Raw genomic sequence first — 19,671 nt, 5'->3', positions numbered from 1 at the left:
GGCCGCGGCCTCCCGCCCCTCTCCAGAAAGGTGCCGACCGGCGTGGCCGACCGTCTCATCGTTCGTGGCGCTCGCGAGCACAACCTCCGGAACGTCTCGCTCGACCTGCCCCGAGACTCCCTGATCGTCTTCACGGGGCTCTCCGGCTCGGGCAAGTCCTCGCTCGCCTTCGACACGATCTTCGCCGAGGGGCAGCGCCGCTATGTCGAGTCGCTCTCCTCCTACGCCCGGCAGTTCCTCGGGCAGATGGACAAGCCCGATGTGGACTTCATCGAGGGCCTGTCCCCCGCGGTCTCGATCGATCAGAAGTCGACCTCGCGCAACCCGCGCTCCACGGTCGGCACGATCACCGAGGTCTACGACTACCTCCGCCTGCTGTTCGCCCGGATCGGCAAGCCGCACTGTCCCGAGTGCGGCGACCCGATCGCCCGGCAGTCGCCGCAGGCCATCGTCGACAAGGTCCTGGAACTGCCCGAGGGCAGCCGCTTCCAGGTGCTGGCCCCGCTGGCGCGCGAGCGCAAGGGCGAGTTCGTCGACCTCTTCTCCGACCTCCAGACCAAGGGCTACAGCCGTGCCCGCGTGGACGGGGAGACGATCCAGCTCTCCGACCCGCCGAAGCTCAAGAAGCAGGAGAAGCACACGATCGAGGTGGTCGTCGACCGCCTGACCGTCAAGGACAGCGCCAAGCGGCGGCTGACCGACTCCGTCGAGACCGCGCTCGGTCTGTCCGGCGGCATGGTCATCCTCGACTTCGTCGACCTGGACGAGGACGACCCGCAGCGCGAGCGGATGTATTCGGAGCACCTGTACTGCCCGCGCGACGACCTGTCGTTCGAGGAGCTGGAGCCCCGCTCGTTCTCCTTCAACTCGCCCTTCGGCGCCTGCCCCGACTGCACCGGCATCGGTACGCGCATGGAGGTCGACCCCGAGCTGATCATCCCGGACGAGGAGAAGTCCCTCGACGAGGGCGCCGTCCACCCCTGGTCGCACGGCCACACCAAGGAGTACTTCGGCCGGCTGGTCGGCGCGCTCGCCGACGCCCTCGGCTTCCGTACGGACATTCCGTGGGCCGGACTGCCGCAGCGCGCCAAGAAGGCCGTCCTCAACGGCCACCGCACCCAGATCGACGTGCGCTACCGCAACCGCTACGGCCGCGAGCGCTCGTACACCACAGCGTTCGAGGGCGCCGTGCCGTTCGTCAAGCGGCGCCACCAGGAGGCGGAGAGCGACAGCAGCCGCGAGCGCTTCGAGGGCTACATGCGCGAGGTGCCCTGCCCGACCTGTGAGGGCACACGGCTGAAGCCGATCGTCCTCGCCGTCACGGTCAAGGGCCGCTCGATCGCCGAGGTCTCGGCCATGTCGATCAGCGACTGTGCCGACTTCCTGCGGGAGATGAAGCTCGACGCCCGCGAGAAGAAGATCGCCGAGCGGGTCCTCAAGGAGGTCAACGAGCGGCTGAAGTTCCTGGTCGACGTCGGCCTGGACTACCTCTCGCTGAACCGCGCCGCGGGCACCCTCTCCGGCGGCGAGGCCCAGCGCATCCGGCTCGCCACCCAGATCGGCTCCGGCCTGGTCGGCGTGCTGTACGTGCTCGACGAGCCGTCCATCGGCCTGCACCAGCGCGACAACCACCGGCTCATCGAGACGCTGGTGCGCCTGCGCGACATGGGCAACACCCTGATCGTCGTGGAGCACGACGAGGACACGATCAAGGTCGCCGACTGGGTCGTGGACATCGGCCCGGGCGCCGGCGAGCACGGCGGGAAGGTCGTGCACAGCGGCACGATGAAGGAACTCCTGGCGAACAAGGAGTCGGTCACCGGGCAGTACCTGTCCGGCAAGAAGGCCATCGTGACGCCCGAGGTGCGGCGGCCCGCCGACCCCGAGCGGCAGCTCACGGTGCACGGCGCGAAGGAGAACAACCTCCGCGACATCACCGTCTCCTTCCCGCTCGGCGTGCTCACCGCGGTCACCGGCGTCTCCGGCTCCGGCAAGTCCACGCTCGTCAACGACATCCTCTACACCCACCTGGCGCGTGAGCTGAACGGCGCCAAGTCGGTGCCGGGCCGCCATGTCCGGGTCGCGGGCGACGACCTGGTGGACAAGGTCGTGCACGTCGACCAGTCGCCGATCGGCCGTACGCCGCGCTCCAACCCGGCGACGTACACCGGCGTCTTCGACAACATCCGCAAGCTGTTCGCGGAGACGATGGAGGCCAAGGTCCGCGGCTACCTCCCCGGGCGCTTCTCCTTCAACGTCAAGGGCGGCCGCTGCGAGAACTGCGCGGGCGACGGCACGATCAAGATCGAGATGAACTTCCTGCCGGACGTGTACGTGCCGTGCGAGGTCTGCCACGGCGCGCGCTACAACCGGGAGACGCTGGAGGTCCACTACAAGGGCAAGTCCATCGCCGAGGTGCTGGACATGCCGATCGAGGAGGCGCTGAGCTTCTTCGAGGCCGTACCGACCATCGCCCGGCACCTGAAGACGCTCGACGAGGTGGGCCTGGGCTACGTCCGGCTCGGGCAGTCCGCGCCGACGCTGTCCGGCGGTGAGGCGCAGCGCGTCAAGCTCGCCTCCGAGCTGCAGAAGCGCTCCACCGGCCGTACGGTCTACGTCCTGGACGAGCCGACCACCGGTCTGCACTTCGACGACATCAGCAAGCTGATCAAGGTGCTGTCCGGCCTGGTCGACAAGGGCAACTCGGTCATCGTCATCGAGCACAACCTCGACGTGATCAAGACCGCCGACTGGATCGTGGACATGGGTCCCGAGGGCGGCAACGGCGGCGGCCTGGTCGTCGCCGAGGGCACGCCGGAGGAGGTCGCGGCGGTCCCCGCCAGCCACACCGGCAAGTTCCTGCGCGACATCCTGGGCGACCGGGTCAGCGACGCGGGGCCGGCCACGGCCGGCGGGGCGAAGAAGCGCGCGGCGAAGAAGACCGTCGCCGCGACGAAGGCCCCGGCGAAGAAGACTGTCTCGGCGAAGACCGGCACCAAGGCAGTCGCCGCGAAGCCGACGGCGAAGAAGGCGGCCGCCAAGAAGACGGCGGTCAAGAAGACGGCGGCCGAGAAGGCGACGAGGGCCCGCCGGGCCTGACCGCCGCCGGACGAGCCGACGGGCCGCCGTCCCACCCGTAAGGGGAGGGGCGGCGGCCCGTCGTCGTCATGAGGCGGGTGATCCGCCCGGCCGCCGTGGGCAGCGCGGTCCGCCCGCCGCCGCACAGGCCCCCGGGCGGCCGGGCCCGCCCGTGTCACCGTTTCGGATGCGGAGCCCGCCGTCCGGTACCACTGTTCCGGCTGCGAGGCCCGCCGCCCCGTCACTCCGGCCCCACCAGCTCCGTCGCGTACGGCGGCTGCGCGCCCGGCCGGGAGCAGGTCACCGCGGCCGCGCGGGCCGCGAAGCCGAGGGTGTCGCGCCAGGCGTCGGGGGCGAGCGCGGCGAGCGCGTCGGGGGACAGGGCGCCGTGCGCGTCGAGACGGTGCAGCAGGGCCGCGTTGACGGTGTCGCCCGCGCCGATCGTGTCGGCGACCGCCACCCGCTCACCGGGCACCGCGATCTCCGCACCGCCCGGCGTCAGCACGGACAGCCCGTCGCCGCCGCGCGTGAGCACGACCGCCGCGGGACCGGCCGCCAGCCAGTCCTTCACCGCGGCCGCGACACCCCCGGGACCGGCCAGCCACTCCGCGTCCTCCTCCGAGAGCTTCAGCAGCGTGACGTGCGGCAGCCAGGCGCGGAACCGGGCGCGGTAGGCGTCCGGGTCCGCGATCAGCCCGGCGCGGATGTTGGGGTCCAGCGCCGTGAAGAGCCCCTGCTCCGCCGAGCGGCGCAGCAGCGCCTCGTACGCGCTCGCGCCCGGCTCCAGCACCAGTGAGCAGGTGCCGAACGACACCGCCCGTGCCGCGGCGGGCAGTTCGGCCGGAAGGGTGAACAGCCGGTCGGCGGTACCGTCGGCGTAGAAGCCGTAACCGGCCGAGCCGTCCGGGCTGATGTCCGCGACGGCCAGGGTGGTGGGCTCGGTGCCGCGCTGGACGAGCGAGGTGTCCACGCCGTCCGCCCGCAGCCCGCGCAGCAGTTCCTCACCGAACGTGTCGGTGGAGATCCGCGAGCAGAACGCGGCGGGCGAGCCGAGCCGCCCGAGGGCGAGCGCGGTGTTGTACGGGCCGCCGCCCCGGCGCGGCAGCAGCGCGGGCAACGGCCCGTCCCCGGACGGCGACGACATGCTGGGGACGAGGTCGATCAGGGCCTCGCCGGCGACGACGATCACGACAGTCCTGGCCTTTCTGGGGGAGGAACGGGGTGAGGGGGTCGGTGTCCGGCGCCGGTGCAGCCGCAGGAGTCGCGGTGCACGTACGTACAGGGCAGCCGGAGAGTGCGTGGCGGGCGGTCCGGTTCCTCCAGCCGCTCCAGCAGCAGCCGGACCGCGGCGGCCCCGATCTCCTTGCTGGGCTGGGAGATCGCGGTCAGGCGCGGTGCGAAGAGATCGGCCCAGGAGAAGTCGTCGAAGCAGACCAGGGCGATGTCACGGGGGACGTCGCGGCCCAGGTCGCGCAGCGCGCGCAGGGTACCGATGGTCATCGCGTTGTTGGCGGTGATGATCGCGGTGGGCGGTTCGGGGGCGGCCAGCAAATGGCGGGTGGCGTCCTGGGCGCCCTCCGCCTCGGAGTTGCCGCCGGCCAGGAGTTCGGGGGCGAAGGGCAGACCGCGGGCGCGCAGGCCCTCGCGGTAGCCCTGGACGCGTTCGGTGGTGGTGCTCAGGCCGGGCAGCCCGGCCACCAGTCCGATACGGGTATGGCCGAGGCCGGCGAGGTGCTCGACGAGCTGCCGTACGGGGGCGGTGTTCTCGGCGCAGACCTGGTCGTACGCGTCGCCGACGAGCCGGTCGAGGAAGACGGCCGGAACCTTGCGCCGGGTCAGGTAGTCGACCATGCCCGCCGGTTCGGCGGACGGCGCGACGATCATGCCGTCCACCCGGCGTTCGTGCAGCAGCCGGACGACCTTCTGCTCGTGCGCGGGGTCGTCGTGGGGATCGGCGATCAAGAGGCTGTAGCCGGCTTCCAGGGCGCCTGCCTCGACGCCCTGGAGGATCTCGGTGAAGTACGGGTTGCTGATCGCGGAGACCGCGAGACCTATGGAGCGGGTGCGCGCGGTGACCAGGGAACGGGCCAGCGTGTTGTGGGTGTAGCCCAGCTCGTCGATGGCCTTCAGGACGGCGGCGCGGGTGTCGGGGCGTACCGGCCGGGTCTCGTTGAGCACGTGCGAGACCGTGGCCACGGAGACTCCCGCCTGCCGCGCCACATCGACCATCGTCGTCATCCGGTCCGTCTCCCCGAGTCCGTCGCCCTGTTCCGTCGGCCGGAGGAGGTCCGGCTGCCGGTACGTAGTCCATCACAGCCTAGACGTAAACGCTTGCGCAAACGTTTACCCCCGGGTTACGTTCACGCCGCTCCATCCCGCAACACCCGCAACACCGCACGAAGACGTGAGGAGGCGCCATGCGCGCTGTCGTGGTCACCGAGCCGGGCCGTACCGCCCTGACCGAGGTTCCCGATCCCCGGCCGGAACCCGCGGAGGTCGTCGTGCGCGTCTCCTCCTGCGGGCTGTGCGGGACCGACATGCACATCCTGGGCGGCGAGCTGCCCGCCGTGCCCTACCCGCTGGTCCCCGGCCACGAGCTGACCGGTGACGTGGTGGCCGTCGGCGAGGGCGTCACCAGCCCGGCCGTCGGCGACCGGGTCGCGGTCAACCCGAACATGCCGTGCGGCGCCTGTCACTACTGCCGCATCGGCCGCGCCAATCTCTGCGAGGACTACCGGGCGATCGGCGTCACCCAGGCGGGTGGTTTCGCCGAGCTGGTCGCCGTCCCCGCACGCTGCTGCCACCTCGTCCCGGAGTCCTTCTCCGAGGCCGCAGCGGGCCTGATCGAGCCGCTGTCCTGCGCGGTGCACGGCCTGAACCGGCTGCCCCGCCGCCCCGGCGAGCACTACCTGATCTACGGCGCCGGAACGATGGGCCTGATGATGGCCGCGCTGGTCCGCACCGCCGGCGCCGCCTCGGTGTCCGTCGTGGACCTCAACAAGGACCGGCTGGCCTTCGCCGAGAGCTTCGGTCTGGACGCCGCCGTCACCAGCGCCGACCAGTTGGGCCGTGAGCCCGGCTTCGAGGTGGTCATCGACGCGACCGGCGCGATCCCGGCCATCGAGGACGGCCTCGGCCGGGTCCGCAAGGGCGGTACGTTCCTCCAGTTCGGCGTCACCGACCCGGCCCGCTCCGCGAAGTTCTCGCCGTACCTGGTCTACCACCACGAGATCGACATCATCGGCTCATGGCCGTTCACAACAGCTTCCAGCCCGCCATCGACGTACTGGAAGCCGGTCTCGACCTCGACCCGCTGGTCAGCGACGTGTACGGGCTGGAGGACTTCGACGAGGCGGTGGCCCGCTTCCGGGCCGGCACCGGCCGCAAGATCCACATCGCGCCGCAGCGGGGCTCCCGTACGGCGGGCCCGCAGTCCGCGCGAAAGGGGTGACCGGCCGTGCCCGCACGCATCAAGAACGCCCTGATCTGGGTCTTCGGCGCCCTCGGCGGCATTCTGTGGGGCTATGACACCGGCGTCATCTCCGGCGCCATGCTCTTCATCAAGAACGACATCGCGCTGACGCCGCTCCTGGAGGGCATGGTCGTCTCCGGCCTGCTGGTCGGCGCGATGCTGGGCGCCGGCCTGTCCGGACGGCTGTCCGACTCCTGGGGCCGGCGCCGGCTGATCCTCGCCGCCTCCGCCGTCTTCATCCTCGGCACCCTCGGCGCCTCCCTGGCCACCACCCCCTGGACGCTGATCGCCTTCCGCTTCGTGATCGGCACCGGCGTGGGCATCGCCTCCGTCGTCGTACCGCTCTACCTGACGGAGCTGGCGCCCAAGCACCTGCGCGGCGGGCTGACCTCGCTGATGCAACTGCTGGTCACGGTCGGCATCTTCCTCGCGTACGTCACCGACTACCTGCTCGCCGGCGCCGAGGCGTGGCGCTGGATGATCGGCCTGGGCGTGGTGCCCGCCGCGATCCTCGCGCTCGGCATCGTCACCCAGCCGGAGAGCCCCCGCTGGCTGGTCGGCAAGGGCCGCAACGACGAGGCGCGGCACGTGCTGACGCGGCTGCGCGGTACGGACGGCGCGGCCGACGCCGAACTGGCCGAGATCGAGGAGACCGAGCGCACCGAACGCGCCGAGAGCCGCTCGCTGACCCTCCGGGACCTCGCGGCGCCGCGGCTGCGGCCGGTCCTCCTCGCCGGGATGCTGCTGGTCTTCTTCCAGAACTTCGTCGGCATCAACACGATCATCTACTACGCCCCGACGCTGCTCACCGACATCGGCTTCGGCTCCGACGGCGCGATCCTCGCCAACGTCGGCATAGGGCTGCTGAACATGCTGATGACGCTGCCCGCCATGCGGCTGATCGACCGCAAGGGACGCAAGCCGCTGCTCCTGTACGGCGCGCTCGGGATGTGCGCCGCGATGCTCGTGCTGGCCGTCACCAACCTGTCCGGCCTCGGGTACGGGGCGGCGCTGTCCACCCTCACCCTGTTCGGCATCGCCCTGTACATCGCGTCCTTCGCCGTCTCCTGGGGACCGGTGCAGTGGGTGATGCTGCCGGAGCTGTTCCCGATGCGCATCCGGGCCGCCGCGGTGAGCCTGTGTGTCATGTTCAACTGGCTGTTCAACATGGTCGTCTCGCTGGTCTTCCCGACCCTGCTGCGCGCCTGGGGCGCCGGCGTGAACTTCCTGTTCTTCGCCGTGACGACGTGCGCCGCCTTCCTCTTCGTACGGAAGCTGCTGCCGGAGACCAAGGGCCGCAGCCTGGAGGAGATCGAACGGGACCTGCTCAAGGGCCGTCCGGGGCATCCGGAGGACCGCGACGGGGGCCGGTCGGGTCACCCCGAAGCGGACGGATCGGTACCGGTATCGTCGGGAGCCGACGCCGCAGGGTGACGCCGCGCCCTGACCGAAAACCCGGGAGTACGACATGAGCCAGCCCCCCGCCCGCCGGACCGTGCTGCGAGGGGCCGCGCTCGTCGGCGCGGCGGGCTTCGGCGTCGCCGCCTGCTCCGGCGGTGGCTCGGACGAGTCGTCCGCGACGCCCGCTGAGCCCGTCGCCCTGGGCGCCGCCGCCGAGGTACCGGTCGGCGGCGCCAAGCTGTACCGCGAGAGCCGCCTGCTCGTCTCGCAGCCCGAGAAGGGCCGGTTCAAGTGCTTCAGCGCCAAGTGCACCCACGCGGGATGCGTACTGGACAAGATCGAGCGGAACCAGGGCAACTGCCCCTGCCACGGCAGCCGGTTCGACGTGGCGACCGGCAAGGTCATCCAGGGGCCGGCCTCCAAGCCGCTGCCGGAGGTCCCCGTCAAGGCCGAGGGCGGGAAGCTGATCGCGGGCTGACGGGCTGACGGGCTGACGGGCCGGCGGGTGACCGTGTGGACGCCGGGCGCCGTCACACAGCGCAGTTGGCCGGAAACGGACTGCTCGGCGGCGGGGGACTGACAGGGGGCCGGGTGACGATCTACGATCGCACGACGCGTGGCACGGATGGCGCGCGAGGGGGTGTCGTCGTGCTGGTTTCCTCGTGTCTCCACCCGGCGGCGGCAGCATGACCGGGCGTCGCTACCGGGTCGGCTGCCCTCCTGTCCCCACAAGCCATGGAGAGCCACCCGCGATGCACTGGAGGCGACTGCGCCGCCGCTGCCGGCGCGTGATCGACGGGATACCGCTGCCCGAGCCGTTCTCCGCCCAGGAACTGTGCGTCCGGCTCGCCGCCGACCGGGACCGCCCGTTGCGGCTGCTGACCCTGCCCACCCCGACCGGGCTGGGCATGCCGACCGGCATGTGGCTGGCGACCGAGGAGGGCGACTACGTCTTCTACGACGCGCAGACCAGCCCGCTCCACCAGGAGCACATCATCCTCCACGAGATCGGCCACCTGGTCTGCGACCACCGCATGGCCGTCGAGGACCCCCGGCTCTTCCGGCACATCGACATCGGGGACCCGGCGTCCATCCGGCGGGCCCTGGGCCGCACCCGCTACTCCGACCGGCAGGAGCAGGAGGCGGAGATGATCGCCAGCCTGATCCTGGAGGGCGCCGGCCGGGTGCCCGCGCCGACGCTGCTGTCCGGCACGCTCGGCGGACTGGCGTCCGGCATGGGCCTGCGGTCCGGTACGGGCCCGCGGGGCACCCGTCACCCGGGGGCACCGTGCTCACGTGGCTGACGGACCTCGCCTGGCTGGAGAACGCCGGCATCGTGGCCCTGTGGGCCGTGGTGCTCGCCCGGGCGCCGCAGGGCCTCAAGGACCGGGCGCAACGGCCTCTGTGGTTCGCCATCGTGATGATCGCGCTGGCCATGTCGATGCACCTGGAGCCGGTCACCGCCGTCCTGGCCCGCCTCGTGCCGGGCGCCCACTGGGTGGACCTGACCACGCACCTGTTCAGCATCGTCGACGCGGCCGCCGTGCTGTGGTTCATCTTCCAGGCGGCGGGGCGGCAGCGCCGTACCGTCCTGGTGTTCGGCGCCGCACTCGCCGTCATGCTGGCGCTCGTCGCGCTCGACCTGACCGGGCCGCCGCACGCGCGCAACCAGATCACGCCGTCGCCGGACATCCCGAGCGTGCCGGACGCCTACTGGTACGTCTTCTTCGCCTTCCACCTGACGGCCGACACCACCTGCGGGTTCGTCTGCTGGGCCCAGGGCCGTACCGGCGCGCCCCGGCTGCTGCGGTACGGGCTGCGGCTGTTCGGCACCGGCATCCTGCTGGCGTCGCTGCTGTGGGTGCTCAAACTGGCCTACCTTCGGACCCGTTCACCGGTGTTCGGCCCGCTGTTCTCGCCGGTCACCGGCGTCGAAGCGCTGTTCATCGCGGCAGGCGTGGCGCTGCCCGTGGTGGCCGGGGCCCGGCAACTGTGGCGGGACCGCGCGTCCTACCGGGGGCTGGCCGTGCTGTGGCGGGAGCTGACGGCGGTCACCCCCGATGTGGTCCTGGGGCCGGGCAGCCGGCTGCGCAACGCCGTGCTGCCGCTCCAGCTACGCCTGTACCGGCGCGTCATCGAGATCCGCGACGCGATGATCGTGCTGCGGGACTACGTCACCCCGGACACGCTGGACGGGGTCCGACGGCACGTGGGGGAGCGGGACGTTCCCGAGCACCTGACCGACGCGCACGTCACCGCCTGCTGGCTGACCGCCGCCCTGCACGCGCGGCGCACCGGGGAGGCGCCGCGGGCCCAGACGGCCAACCTCGCGGGCCCCGGCGCGGGCGATCTCGGCGAGGAGGTCCGCCACCTGCTGCGGATCGCGGATGCCTACCGGTCTCCCGTGGTACGCGAGTACCGGGCGGTACACGTCGGCAGCGGGTGACGGTGCCGTACCGCGGCCCGCCGCCGACGGGCCGCCGTTTCCCTACGAGGAGAGGAAGACCGTGCTCATTGCCTTCGCCCTGACGCCCATGGGCGTGGAGGAGAACGGCGCGGCGTACGTCGCCGACGCGATCAAGATCATTCGGGAGTCCGGGCTGCCGAACCGCTCGGACTCCATGTACACGATGATCGAGGGGGACTGGGACGAGGTCATGGACGTCGTCAAGCGCGCCACCGAGGCCGTCGCCGACCGGGTGCCGCGCGTCCAGGCCAGCATCAGGATCGACGTGTGGCCGGGGATGGACCGCCCGCTGGACGGCAAGATCTCGATGCTGGAACGGCGCGTCGCGGACAACGCGGCGGTCGCGGGCGCCCTGGACGGCCGTACGGCGGCCGCGGACGCCGACGCGTCGGGCGTCCCGGCCACCGGGACGGGGCCGGTCTCCTAGAGCGCCTCCCCGCTACTCGGGGGCGCCCCCGGGGGCGCCCCGCCCGGATCACCCCCAGTCCCACCCGATCCCCACGATCCCGGGCCGTACGCCTTGCTCCACCAGGTGTACGGCCCGGTGCTGCCCGCTCAGCGTCAGCTCCTGCTGGCCCGAGCGGGGCGCGCCCGCCTTGGTCTGCGTGAAGCGGCGGCAGCGCACCGGCAGCGCCGCTTCGTCGAAGCACACCTGGAGGACGTACTGGCCGCCGGCGAAGCGGAAGCCGCGTACGTACTCCGCGCTCTGGCCGCCGCTGCCGTCCTCGAAGCCGTGGCCGAAGACGTGGGTGTCGCCGGTGCGCAGCCGTACGTCGAAGAGCAGCTCGGCGACCACCATCGCGGTGGCCGCGTTCCGGCGCACCCGCCCCAGGCGGCAGTTCTCGCCGGCCGTGACGGTCACCCGTGACGGGTCGCAGCCCGCGTCACCCTGGTGGATGGCGATGTAGCGGTCCACGCCGTCCCGGTGGGCGCGTACCACCTGGAGGGAGCGCCGCCCGCTCAGTTCGCGGCCGGCTCCGATGTGCACCCATTCGTGGTGGCCGACCGTGTGCAGCCCACCGTCCGCCGGCGCCTCCAGCTCGGCGAGGAGGGCGTGCAGGGCGTCGGAGGGGTCGAAGAGCGAGCGGTAGGAGCGGGCGGCGGGTCGCTCCGTCGTCTCGGCCCGCGCCCCGCCCTCGGGGACCAGCAGCCGGTGCAGGGAGCGTGCGGGCAGGTCGAGGACTTCCTCCAGGGCCCGTACGGCGCGCAGCGACTCGGGGCGTTGCGGGCGCCGCGCCCCCTGCTGCCAGTAACTCAGACTTGTCACACCGACCTTGATGCCGCGCTGTGCCAGCTTGTGCTGGACGCGGTGCAGGGCGAGACCGCGCGCGGCCAGAGCGGCCCGCAGGGCCAGGTGGAACGGGCCGGTCCGCAAAATCTGTGTCAGTTCGGCCAAGTGGGGGGAGACCGGGCCGCTTTCCGGGTGGGCCCGATGCGCCTGGTGCGGGGTCCGTTCGTGTGCTTCCCGATATGCGTGAGGAGTTTCCTGAGACGCCCCATGGGGTGTTTCCTGAGGCGTTCCATGAGGTGTATGTGGTGCCTGCTGTGTCATGTGCTGATTCATCGCCCAACCCTCCGGCGCGCGCGGTGAACGTTCACAACCGGACTTCACACCGTGCGCTGTCCCTGCCTGTCCGCTGCAGTACGCCGGGCACGAGCCGTTCACACCCGGCACCGGACGTCCACACCCCCATGTCACCCCGCATTGAAGCGTGTTGACCTGCTCCCGACAACACCCGATGCTCCTGACCAGCATCCGGATGCGCTCCTCCATCCCCACCCCCCTCATCGGGAGAGGAACGCCATGACCTGTGCACCACGCACCCGCGGCGCACGCCGCAGATGGCTGTCGGCCGCGGCACTGTCGGCCGCCGCGCTGACCGCCGTACCCGCCACACCCGCCACCGCCGCGCCCGCCCCCACCGGCACGGCGGCCCGGACGGCAGTCACCGCGTCCGCCCCCCAGGGTGTGACGGCCGCCAACCGGCTCAACATACCCATGCAGGCCCAGGAGCAGACCAACTGGTGCTGGGCCGCGTCCGGCAACACCATCGCCACCTTCTACGGCAAGAGATACAGCCAGAACCAGTTCTGCAACGCCGCCTTCAACCGTCAGCAGGGCAGCAACTGCCCCAACAACCAGGCCACACTCGGCAATGTGCAGAACGCCTTCGACTGGATGGGCGTCAACCCGGGCTCGTACGTCACGGGCTACCTGCGCTACGGCACCGTCCAGAGCGAGATCAACGCGGGGCGCCCCGTGGAGACCCGCATCCAGTGGTCCTCGGGCGGCGGACACATGCACGTGATCTACGGTTTCGACACCGCCAGGAACTGGGTGTACTGGGGAGACCCGTGGGGCTCCAACAGCCGCTACAACTGGGGCGACTACAACTACTACGTCAACGGCAACTCCTTCTCCTGGACCCACTCCCTCTACCGGATCGGAGCCTGAGGCCATGACCGAGCACAGAGCTCCGGCCGTATCCGGCACCGCCGCCGGGCGCTGCACCCCGGCCCTTCGCGCCGCCATAAGGGCCGCCGCCACCGGCGCGCTCACCGCCGCCTTCCTCGGCCTCGCGCCGCAGGGCGCGCTGGCCGCCACCCCCGCGCCGCCGCCCGCGCCCGCCGCGTCGACCGTCACCGCCGCCCGCACGGCGGCCACCGCGCCGGACACCCTCGCGACGCTCTCCCGCTTCTTCGCCCGCGACGGTGCGGTCGCCCCGGCGAAGGCGCGGCCGCGGATCGAGGGGCGGACCGTGCCCGTGTACGTCCTCTCGGCCGACTTCGTCCGCGGCAAGGCGGGGGCGCCCGTCTCCCGGCTGGAGTTCCTGGCCAGCACGGCGGTCTCCGCCGACGGGCAGAAGGCGTCCGTGTGGACCGCCGAGTCCGGCGGCGCCTGGAAGGTCGTCAACATCGCGACCGGCGACGACGAGGCCCGCTACAGCGCGGCCGGCGACGGCGGCACGGTCTTCCAGGAGCCGCAGATCAACGCCTGGTACGAGCAGCGCGGCGACCGCGTCCGGCCGCTGGACGCCGAGGCGCGCAAGGCGATCGGCGCGGGCGGCACCACCGTGGCCGCGTACCAGAAACGCGTGGCGAAGGCGTACGGCGACAAGCTGCCCGGCTCCGCGTACGACCGGCGCGGCGCCGCCGGCGGGTACGGCCCGCAGGCGTCCGGCGCGGGTGACGGGGCCGCCCGGCAGGGTACGGCCGGGCAGCCCGTCGCGGCCGGCGCCACGGCGGGCGACAGCAGCGGCCCGGTGACCGCCGCCTCGGCCGTCGCGGGCACCGCCGCCCTGCTCGCCCTCGGGCTCTCCGGCGCCGCGGCGCTGCGCCGGCGCCACAGCCGCTGAGACCCGCCCGGGGAGCCGCACCGGGGCCGCCGCCCCGGCTCCCCGGGCCCGCGGCCGGAAGGCCACCACCGCATCACCGCCCCCGGCACCCGGCCCGGACGAACCCCACCGCCCGGGCCGGGCGCGCCCCGCGCCCGCGCGTACGGCAGCGCCTCTTCCCGCGCCGTATGCCCGGCGTGCATGCCCTCCGCCGCCCACGGTCCGCCCGCTGTCACCGCCCCCAAGTAGGGTGGGCGGCATGGCAGACCCCAGCAGTTACCGACCCAAGCCGGGACAGATCCCCGACTCGCCCGGGGTCTACAGATTCCGTGACGAGTACCGCCGCGTCATCTACGTCGGCAAGGCCAAGAGCCTGCGCCAGCGCCTGTCCAGCTACTTCCAGGACCTGGCCAACCTCCACCCGCGTACGCGCACGATGGTCACCACAGCGGCCTCCGTCGAGTGGACGGTCGTCAACACCGAGGTCGAGGCGCTCCAGCTCGAATACACCTGGATCAAGGAGTACGACCCGCGGTTCAACGTCAAGTACCGCGACGACAAGAGCTATCCGTACCTGGCCGTCACCCTCGACGAGGAATACCCCAGGGTTCGGGTCATGCGCGGCGCCAAGAAGAAGGGCGTGCGCTACTTCGGCCCGTACGGCCAGGCCTGGGCCATCCGCGAGACCGTCGACCTGATGCTGCGCGTCTTCCCCGTACGGACCTGCTCCGCCGGTGTCTTCAAGCGCTCCGCCCAGATCGGCCGCCCCTGCCTGCTCGGCTACATCGGCAAGTGCTCGGCCCCCTGCGTCGGCCGCGTCTCCCCCGAGGAGCACCGCGAACTGGCCGAGGAGTTCTGCGACTTCATGGCCGGCCGTACGGGTGCGTACATCCGCCGCCTGGAGAAGTCCATGCAGGAGGCGGCCGAGGAGATGGAGTACGAGCGGGCCGCCCGGCTGCGCGACGACGTGGACGCGCTCCGGCGGGCCATGGAGAAGAGCGCCGTGGTGCTCGCCGACGCCACCGACGCCGACCTGATCGCCCTCGCCGAGGACGAGCTGGAAGCGGCCGTGCAGATCTTCCACGTCCGCGGCGGCCGGGTGCGCGGCCAGCGCGGCTGGGTCACCGACAAGGTCGAGAACGTGGACAGCGCCGCCCTCGTCGAGCACGCCCTCCAGCAGCTTTACGGCGAGGAGAGCGGTGACGCCGTGCCCAAGGAAGTGCTGGTCCCGGCGCTGCCCGACCCCGTCGAACCGGTCCAGCAGTGGCTCACGGACCGCCGCGGGTCCAACGTCTCGCTGCGCATCCCGCAGCGCGGCGACAAGAAGGACCTGATGGCCACCGTCCAGCGCAACGCCCAGCAGGCGCTGGCCCTGCACAAGACCAAGCGCGCCTCCGACCTGACCACCCGCTCCCGCGCCCTGGAGGAGATCGCCCAGGCCCTCGGCCTGGACTCGGTGCCGCTGCGCATCGAGTGCTTCGACATCTCCCACCTCCAGGGCGACGACGTGGTGGCCTCGATGGTGGTCTTCGAGGACGGCCTGGCCCGCAAGAGCGAGTACCGCCGCTTCCAGATCAAGACCTTCGAGGGCCAGGACGACGTCCGGGCCATGCACGAGGTCATCGGCCGCCGCTTCCGGCGCTACCTCCAGGAGAAGCAGCAGACGGGGGAGTGGGACGAGGAGACGCCCGCCGGCGGGGACGCGCCGCCGGCCGCCGGACCCGTCGGCGGGCCCGTCACCGCCTCCGCCGACGAGGACGCTCCCGTGGCCACCGGCCCCACCGACGAGGAGGGCCGCCCCAAGCGCTTCGCGTACCCGCCGCAGCTCGTCGTCGTGGACGGCGGCCAGCCGCAGGTCGCCGCCGCCCAGCGGGCCCTGTCCGAGCTGGGCATCGACGACGTCGCCGTCTGCGGCCTGGCCAAGCGCCTCGAAGAGGTCTGGGTGCCCGACGAGGACGACCCCGTCGTCCTGCCCCGCAGCAGCGAAGGCCTCTACCTCCTCCAGCGCGTCCGTGACGAGGCCCACCGCTTCGCCATCGCCTACCAGCGCAACAAGCGCGGCAAGCGTCTCAAGGCCGGGCCGCTGGACAGCGTCCCCGGCCTCGGCGAGAGTCGCCGACAGGCCCTGCTGAAGCACTTCGGCTCGGTCAAGCGGCTGCGCGCCGCGCGGATCGAGGACATCTGCGAGGTGCCGGGGATCGGCCGCAAGACGGCCGAGACGATCGCGGCGGCGCTGGCCGGAGCGGCTCCGGCCGCCCCGGCGGTGAACACCGCCACAGGAGAGATCATTGAGGATGACGCGACCCCGCCGGCCGCGTTGTCATCAGAACGGGGGCAGGAACGATGAGCAGCAGTACCGAGCAGCACAGGCACGACACGCGGGAAGCCCAGGACACCCGGCCTTCCCGCACGACCGAGAGAGACGGTGCACAGGTGAGTACGGGCACGATGCGCGATGCCGACGCGGGCGAGAGCGCCGCCATCCCCGAGCTGGTGATCATCTCCGGGATGTCCGGGGCCGGCCGCAGCACGGCCGCCAAGTGCCTGGAGGACCTCGGCTGGTTCGTCGTCGACAACATCCCGCCCGAGCTGATCCCGCCCATGGTCGAGCTGGGCGCCCGCTCGCAGGGCAACGTCGCCCGCATCGCCGTCGTCGTCGACGTCCGCGGCCGGCGCTTCTTCGACAACCTCAAGGAGTCCCTGGCCACCCTCGACGCGCAGAGCGTCAAGCGCCGCATCGTCTTCCTGGAGTCCTCCGACGAGGCCCTGGTGCGCCGCTTCGAGTCCGTCCGCCGCCCGCACCCCCTCCAGGGTGACGGGCGCATCGTGGACGGCATCGCCGCCGAGCGCGACCTGCTGCGCGAGCTGCGCGGCGACGCCGACCTGGTCATCGACACCTCCAGCCTGAACGTCCACGAGCTGCGCGCCAAGATGGACGCCCAGTTCGCCGGCGAGGAGGTGCCCGAGCTGCGCGCGACGGTCATGTCCTTCGGCTTCAAGTACGGCCTGCCCGTCGACGCCGACATGGTCATCGACTGCCGCTTCATCCCCAACCCGCACTGGGTCCCCGAGCTGCGCCCGTACACCGGCCTGAACGACGAGGTCTCCGGCTACGTCTTCGGCCAGCCCGGCGCCAAGGAGTTCCTGGACGGCTACGCGGAGCTGCTGCGCATCGTCGCCGAAGGTTACCGCCGCGAGGGCAAGCGGTACGTGACCATCGCCGTCGGCTGTACGGGTGGCAAGCACCGCAGCGTCGCCATGTCCGAGAAGCTCGCCCACCGCCTGGTCTCCGAAGGCGTCGAGACCGTTGTCGTCCACCGGGACATGGGGCGCGAATGACCGCCCGTCCCCTGCGGCTGCGCCGGGTCCGCAAGCTGGTCCCGGGCAGCCGCTCCGGCAGGGGCGCCACGCCCAAGGTCGTGGCGCTCGGCGGCGGCATGGGTCTGTCCGCCTCGCTCGCCGCGCTGCGCCGCATCACCGGCGACCTGACCGCCGTGGTCACCGTCGCCGACGACGGCGGCTCCAGCGGGCGGCTGCGCGACGAACTGGGCGTCCTGCCGCCCGGCGACCTGCGCAAGGCACTCGCCGCGCTGTGCGGGGACGACGACTGGGGCCAGACCTGGTCCCGGGTGATCCAGCACCGCTTCACCAGCGAGGGCGAACTGCACGACCACGCCGTCGGCAACCTCCTCATCGTCGCCCTGTGGGAACAGCTCGGCGACCACGTCCAGGCCCTCGACCTGGTCGGCAAGCTGCTCGGCGCGCACGGCCGGGTGCTGCCCATGTCCGCCGTACCCCTGGAGCTCCAGGCCCTGGTCAAGGGCCACGACGAGACCCGCCCGGACGAGATCTCCACGGTCCGCGGCCAGGCCACGGTCGCGCTGACCCCCGGCGAGGTGCAGTCCGTGCACCTCGTCCCGGAGGACCCGCCCGCGGTACCCGAGGTCGTCGCCGCGGTCCGGGACGCGGACTGGGTGGTGCTCGGCCCCGGCTCCTGGTTCTCCTCCGTCATCCCGCACCTGCTCGTGCCCGAACTGCGCGAGGCACTGGAGGAGACCAAGGCCCGTAAGGTCCTCTCGCTGAACCTGGCACCCCAGCCCGGCGAAACCGATGGCTTTTCCCCGCAGCGTCATTTGGAGGTTTTGGCCCGACACGCCCCTAAACTCGCCTTCGACGTGGTGCTGGCCGACCGGGCCGCCGTGCCCGACACCGAGAGCCTGACCGTCGCTGCCAAACAGCTCGTGGGCAGCGAGGTCGAGCTGGCGGAGGTCGCCGCGCCCGGCAGCCCCTGCGGCACGGCGGAGACCCACAAGGGTGCCGCCCGGCACGACCCGGAGCTGCTGGCCGCCGCGTACGACCGTATTTTTCGGATGCATGGAAGGATCGGCCCATGGCGATGACGGCAGCGGTGAAGGACGAAATCTCCCGGCTTCCCGTCACCCGGACCTGCTGCCGGAAGTCGGAGGTCTCGTCGATCCTGCGGTTCGCGGGTGGTCTGCACCTGGTCAGCGGGCGGATCGTGATCGAGGCGGAGCTGGACACGGGCATCGCCGCCCGGCGGCTGCGCAAGGACATCCTGGAGATCTTCGGCCACTCCTCCGACCTGGTGGTGATGGCCCCCGGCGGCCTGCGGCGCGGCAGCCGCTACGTCGTACGGGTCGTCGCCGGCGGCGACCAGCTCGCCCGTCAGACCGGCCTGGTCGACGGCCGCGGAAGGCCCATCCGCGGCCTGCCCCCGCAGGTCGTCTCCGGAGCCACCTGTGACGCCGAGGCGGCCTGGCGCGGGGCCTTCCTCGCCCACGGCTCGCTCACCGAGCCGGGCCGCTCCTCCTCCCTGGAGGTCACCTGCCCCGGGCCCGAGGCCGCCCTCGCCCTGGTCGGCGCCGCCCGCCGGCTCGGCATCGGCGCCAAGGCCCGCGAGGTGCGCGGCGTGGACCGCGTCGTCGTCCGTGACGGTGATGCGATTGGCGCACTGTTGACGCGCCTGGGTGCCCATGAGTCCGTACTGGCCTGGGAGGAGCGGCGGATGCGCCGCGAGGTCCGCGCCACGGCCAACCGCCTCGCCAACTTCGACGACGCGAATTTGCGCCGTTCGGCGCGTGCGGCGGTTGCGGCGGGGGCCCGGGTTCAGCGCGCCCTGGAAATTCTCGGCGAGGAGGTCCCCGAACACCTCGCCGCGGCCGGCCGCCTGCGCATGGACCACAAGCAGGCGTCCCTGGAAGAACTGGGCGCCCTCGCCGACCCGCCCCTGACCAAGGACGCCGTCGCCGGCCGCATCCGCCGCCTCCTGGCGATGGCCGACAAGCGCGCCCAGGACCTGGGCATCCCCGGCACGGAGTCCAACCTGTCGGAGGAGATGGCGGACGGCATGGTCGGCTGAGATGGCGCGGGTCTCGCGCCGGGAAGCCGTGTAGGGGTTTCGCCGTCCGGCGGCGGGCCGTCCACCATGGCCGACTCCCCGCCCGTACCGGGCCACGCTCTCCCCGGCCCGACCACGGGCCCGGCCCTCCAGACTCCGTCCTACGGCCCGCCCCCTCCCGCCGTACGGCAACTGTCGGCCGGTTGGGGCAGGCGTCCTCCCACCTGCGCCGTGATAGCCGAACGTGTACGGGAGGGTGCGGGGCCGGAGGACGAAGTCTGGAGGGCCCGGGTCCGCGTCACGGTCGAGCTGCCCGCAGTCGGGACGGGGTTTCGGTGCCCGATGGCGGGTCGGGCGTCGTGGCCGACTGGCTGTCTGTGCCGGGTGGCGCTCTCTTCGGTCCGGTCACGGGAGCGGTCCTCCGGACTCCGTCCTACGGCCCGCCCCCTCCTGTTGTACGGCGACTGTCGGCCGGTTGGGGCAGGCGTCCTCCCACCTGCGCCGTGATAGCCGAACGTGTACGGGAGGGTGCGGGGCCGGAGGACGAAGTCTGGAGGGC

The 19,671-nt window shown here is 72.1% G+C and carries 15 protein-coding genes and 1 pseudogene; 13 read left to right on the top strand and 3 right to left on the bottom strand.

The annotated features are described in order from the left end of the window. The first annotated feature begins 42 nt into the window (after positions 1-42). Positions 43-3,099: an excinuclease ABC subunit UvrA gene (gene uvrA, locus ACZ4QV_RS28725; RefSeq protein ID WP_361589300.1), complete on the top strand. Its 3,057-nt coding sequence runs from the start codon at positions 43-45 to the stop codon at positions 3,097-3,099. A 220-nt stretch (positions 3,100-3,319) separates the two neighbouring features. On the opposite strand, the gene ACZ4QV_RS28720 is transcribed toward uvrA, so the two are convergent. Together ACZ4QV_RS28720 and ACZ4QV_RS28715 are read right to left on the bottom strand one after the other, a co-directional pair. Continuing rightward, positions 3,320-4,267 carry a carbohydrate kinase family protein gene (locus ACZ4QV_RS28720; RefSeq protein ID WP_361636727.1) on the bottom strand — a complete coding sequence of 316 codons (948 nt, stop codon included), beginning with the start codon at positions 4,265-4,267 and terminating at the stop codon, positions 3,320-3,322. Further along, positions 4,264-5,316 (bottom strand): LacI family DNA-binding transcriptional regulator, encoded by a 1,053-nt coding sequence (locus ACZ4QV_RS28715; RefSeq protein ID WP_361636724.1) that lies wholly within the window; start codon positions 5,314-5,316, stop codon positions 4,264-4,266. Before ACZ4QV_RS28715 ends, ACZ4QV_RS28720 begins: the two co-directional genes overlap by 4 nt. 179 nt (positions 5,317-5,495) lie before the next feature. On the opposite strand from ACZ4QV_RS28715, the pseudogene ACZ4QV_RS28710 reads away from it, so the two are divergent. From ACZ4QV_RS28710 to ACZ4QV_RS28685, 6 genes and pseudogenes are all read left to right on the top strand, one after another. Then, positions 5,496-6,529 (top strand): annotated as a pseudogene (locus ACZ4QV_RS28710) (zinc-dependent alcohol dehydrogenase family protein). A gap of 6 nt (positions 6,530-6,535) precedes the next feature. After that, positions 6,536-7,984: a sugar porter family MFS transporter gene (locus ACZ4QV_RS28705; RefSeq protein ID WP_361636721.1), complete on the top strand. Its 1,449-nt coding sequence runs from the start codon at positions 6,536-6,538 to the stop codon at positions 7,982-7,984. Positions 7,985-8,018: 34 nt separating this feature from the next. Next, positions 8,019-8,429, top strand: coding sequence for a Rieske (2Fe-2S) protein (locus tag ACZ4QV_RS28700; protein WP_361589312.1), 411 nt, complete (start codon positions 8,019-8,021; stop codon positions 8,427-8,429). Between the two features lie 274 nt (positions 8,430-8,703). Then, a complete protein-coding gene (locus tag ACZ4QV_RS28695) occupies positions 8,704-9,255 on the top strand; it encodes a hypothetical protein (RefSeq protein WP_361142547.1) in 552 nt (183 codons plus the stop codon). Next, entirely contained in the window at positions 9,240-10,397 is a 1,158-nt protein-coding gene (locus ACZ4QV_RS28690; RefSeq protein WP_361589315.1) for an MAB_1171c family putative transporter, read from the top strand. The genes ACZ4QV_RS28695 and ACZ4QV_RS28690 overlap by 16 nt, the downstream gene beginning before the upstream one ends. A 61-nt stretch (positions 10,398-10,458) precedes the next feature. Continuing rightward, positions 10,459-10,845: an MTH1187 family thiamine-binding protein gene (locus ACZ4QV_RS28685; RefSeq protein ID WP_361142541.1), complete on the top strand. Its 387-nt coding sequence runs from the start codon at positions 10,459-10,461 to the stop codon at positions 10,843-10,845. 48 nt (positions 10,846-10,893) lie between these two features. Here ACZ4QV_RS28685 and ACZ4QV_RS28680 read toward each other — a convergent pair whose 3' ends face one another. Further along, on the bottom strand, positions 10,894-11,814 hold the full coding sequence (locus tag ACZ4QV_RS28680; protein ID WP_361142538.1) for a hypothetical protein: 921 nt from the start codon (positions 11,812-11,814) through the stop codon (positions 10,894-10,896). A 408-nt stretch (positions 11,815-12,222) separates the two neighbouring features. On the opposite strand from ACZ4QV_RS28680, the gene ACZ4QV_RS28675 reads away from it, so the two are divergent. From ACZ4QV_RS28675 to whiA, 6 genes are all read left to right on the top strand, one after another. Continuing rightward, a complete protein-coding gene (locus tag ACZ4QV_RS28675; RefSeq protein ID WP_361636717.1) occupies positions 12,223-12,873 on the top strand; it encodes a papain-like cysteine protease family protein in 651 nt (216 codons plus the stop codon). 4 nt (positions 12,874-12,877) lie between these two features. Beyond that, on the top strand, positions 12,878-13,774 hold the full coding sequence (locus ACZ4QV_RS28670) for a hypothetical protein (RefSeq protein WP_361589322.1): 897 nt from the start codon (positions 12,878-12,880) through the stop codon (positions 13,772-13,774). 238 nt (positions 13,775-14,012) lie between these two features. Then, a complete protein-coding gene (uvrC, locus tag ACZ4QV_RS28665) occupies positions 14,013-16,100 on the top strand; it encodes an excinuclease ABC subunit UvrC (RefSeq protein WP_361589325.1) in 2,088 nt (695 codons plus the stop codon). Then, a complete protein-coding gene (rapZ, locus tag ACZ4QV_RS28660; RefSeq protein ID WP_361142526.1) occupies positions 16,097-17,092 on the top strand; it encodes an RNase adapter RapZ in 996 nt (331 codons plus the stop codon). Before uvrC ends, rapZ begins: the two co-directional genes overlap by 4 nt. Next, the gene (locus tag ACZ4QV_RS28655; RefSeq protein ID WP_361142523.1) at positions 17,089-18,153 is read left to right on the top strand and encodes a gluconeogenesis factor YvcK family protein; all 1,065 of its coding nucleotides are present in this window, start codon (positions 17,089-17,091) and stop codon (positions 18,151-18,153) included. Before rapZ ends, ACZ4QV_RS28655 begins: the two co-directional genes overlap by 4 nt. Then, complete coding sequence (gene whiA, locus ACZ4QV_RS28650; protein ID WP_003987139.1) at positions 18,144-19,133, top strand: DNA-binding protein WhiA; 990 nt, start codon at positions 18,144-18,146, stop codon at positions 19,131-19,133. Before ACZ4QV_RS28655 ends, whiA begins: the two co-directional genes overlap by 10 nt. Positions 19,134-19,671: the final 538 nt, after the last annotated feature.

This window comes from Streptomyces sp. NPDC026394 (genome assembly GCF_055567735.1).
The sequence above is the reverse complement of the archived record's forward strand: the minus strand, read 5'-3'. Positions and strand labels throughout refer to the sequence as shown.

What these genes read in the sequence shown, in the direction of transcription:
- ACZ4QV_RS28715 (WP_361636724.1), bottom strand. Translation starts at nt 5,316, where the DNA reads ATGACGACGATGGTCGATGTGGCGCGGCAGGCGGGAGTCTCCGTGGCC.
- ACZ4QV_RS28700 (WP_361589312.1), top strand. Translation starts at nt 8,019, where the DNA reads ATGAGCCAGCCCCCCGCCCGCCGGACCGTGCTGCGAGGGGCCGCGCTC.
- ACZ4QV_RS28695 (WP_361142547.1), top strand. Translation starts at nt 8,704, where the DNA reads ATGCACTGGAGGCGACTGCGCCGCCGCTGCCGGCGCGTGATCGACGGG.
- ACZ4QV_RS28675 (WP_361636717.1), top strand. Translation starts at nt 12,223, where the DNA reads ATGACCTGTGCACCACGCACCCGCGGCGCACGCCGCAGATGGCTGTCG.
- ACZ4QV_RS28670 (WP_361589322.1), top strand. Translation starts at nt 12,878, where the DNA reads ATGACCGAGCACAGAGCTCCGGCCGTATCCGGCACCGCCGCCGGGCGC.
- uvrC (WP_361589325.1), top strand. Translation starts at nt 14,013, where the DNA reads ATGGCAGACCCCAGCAGTTACCGACCCAAGCCGGGACAGATCCCCGAC.
- rapZ (WP_361142526.1), top strand. Translation starts at nt 16,097, where the DNA reads ATGAGCAGCAGTACCGAGCAGCACAGGCACGACACGCGGGAAGCCCAG.
- ACZ4QV_RS28655 (WP_361142523.1), top strand. Translation starts at nt 17,089, where the DNA reads ATGACCGCCCGTCCCCTGCGGCTGCGCCGGGTCCGCAAGCTGGTCCCG.
- whiA (WP_003987139.1), top strand. Translation starts at nt 18,144, where the DNA reads ATGGCGATGACGGCAGCGGTGAAGGACGAAATCTCCCGGCTTCCCGTC.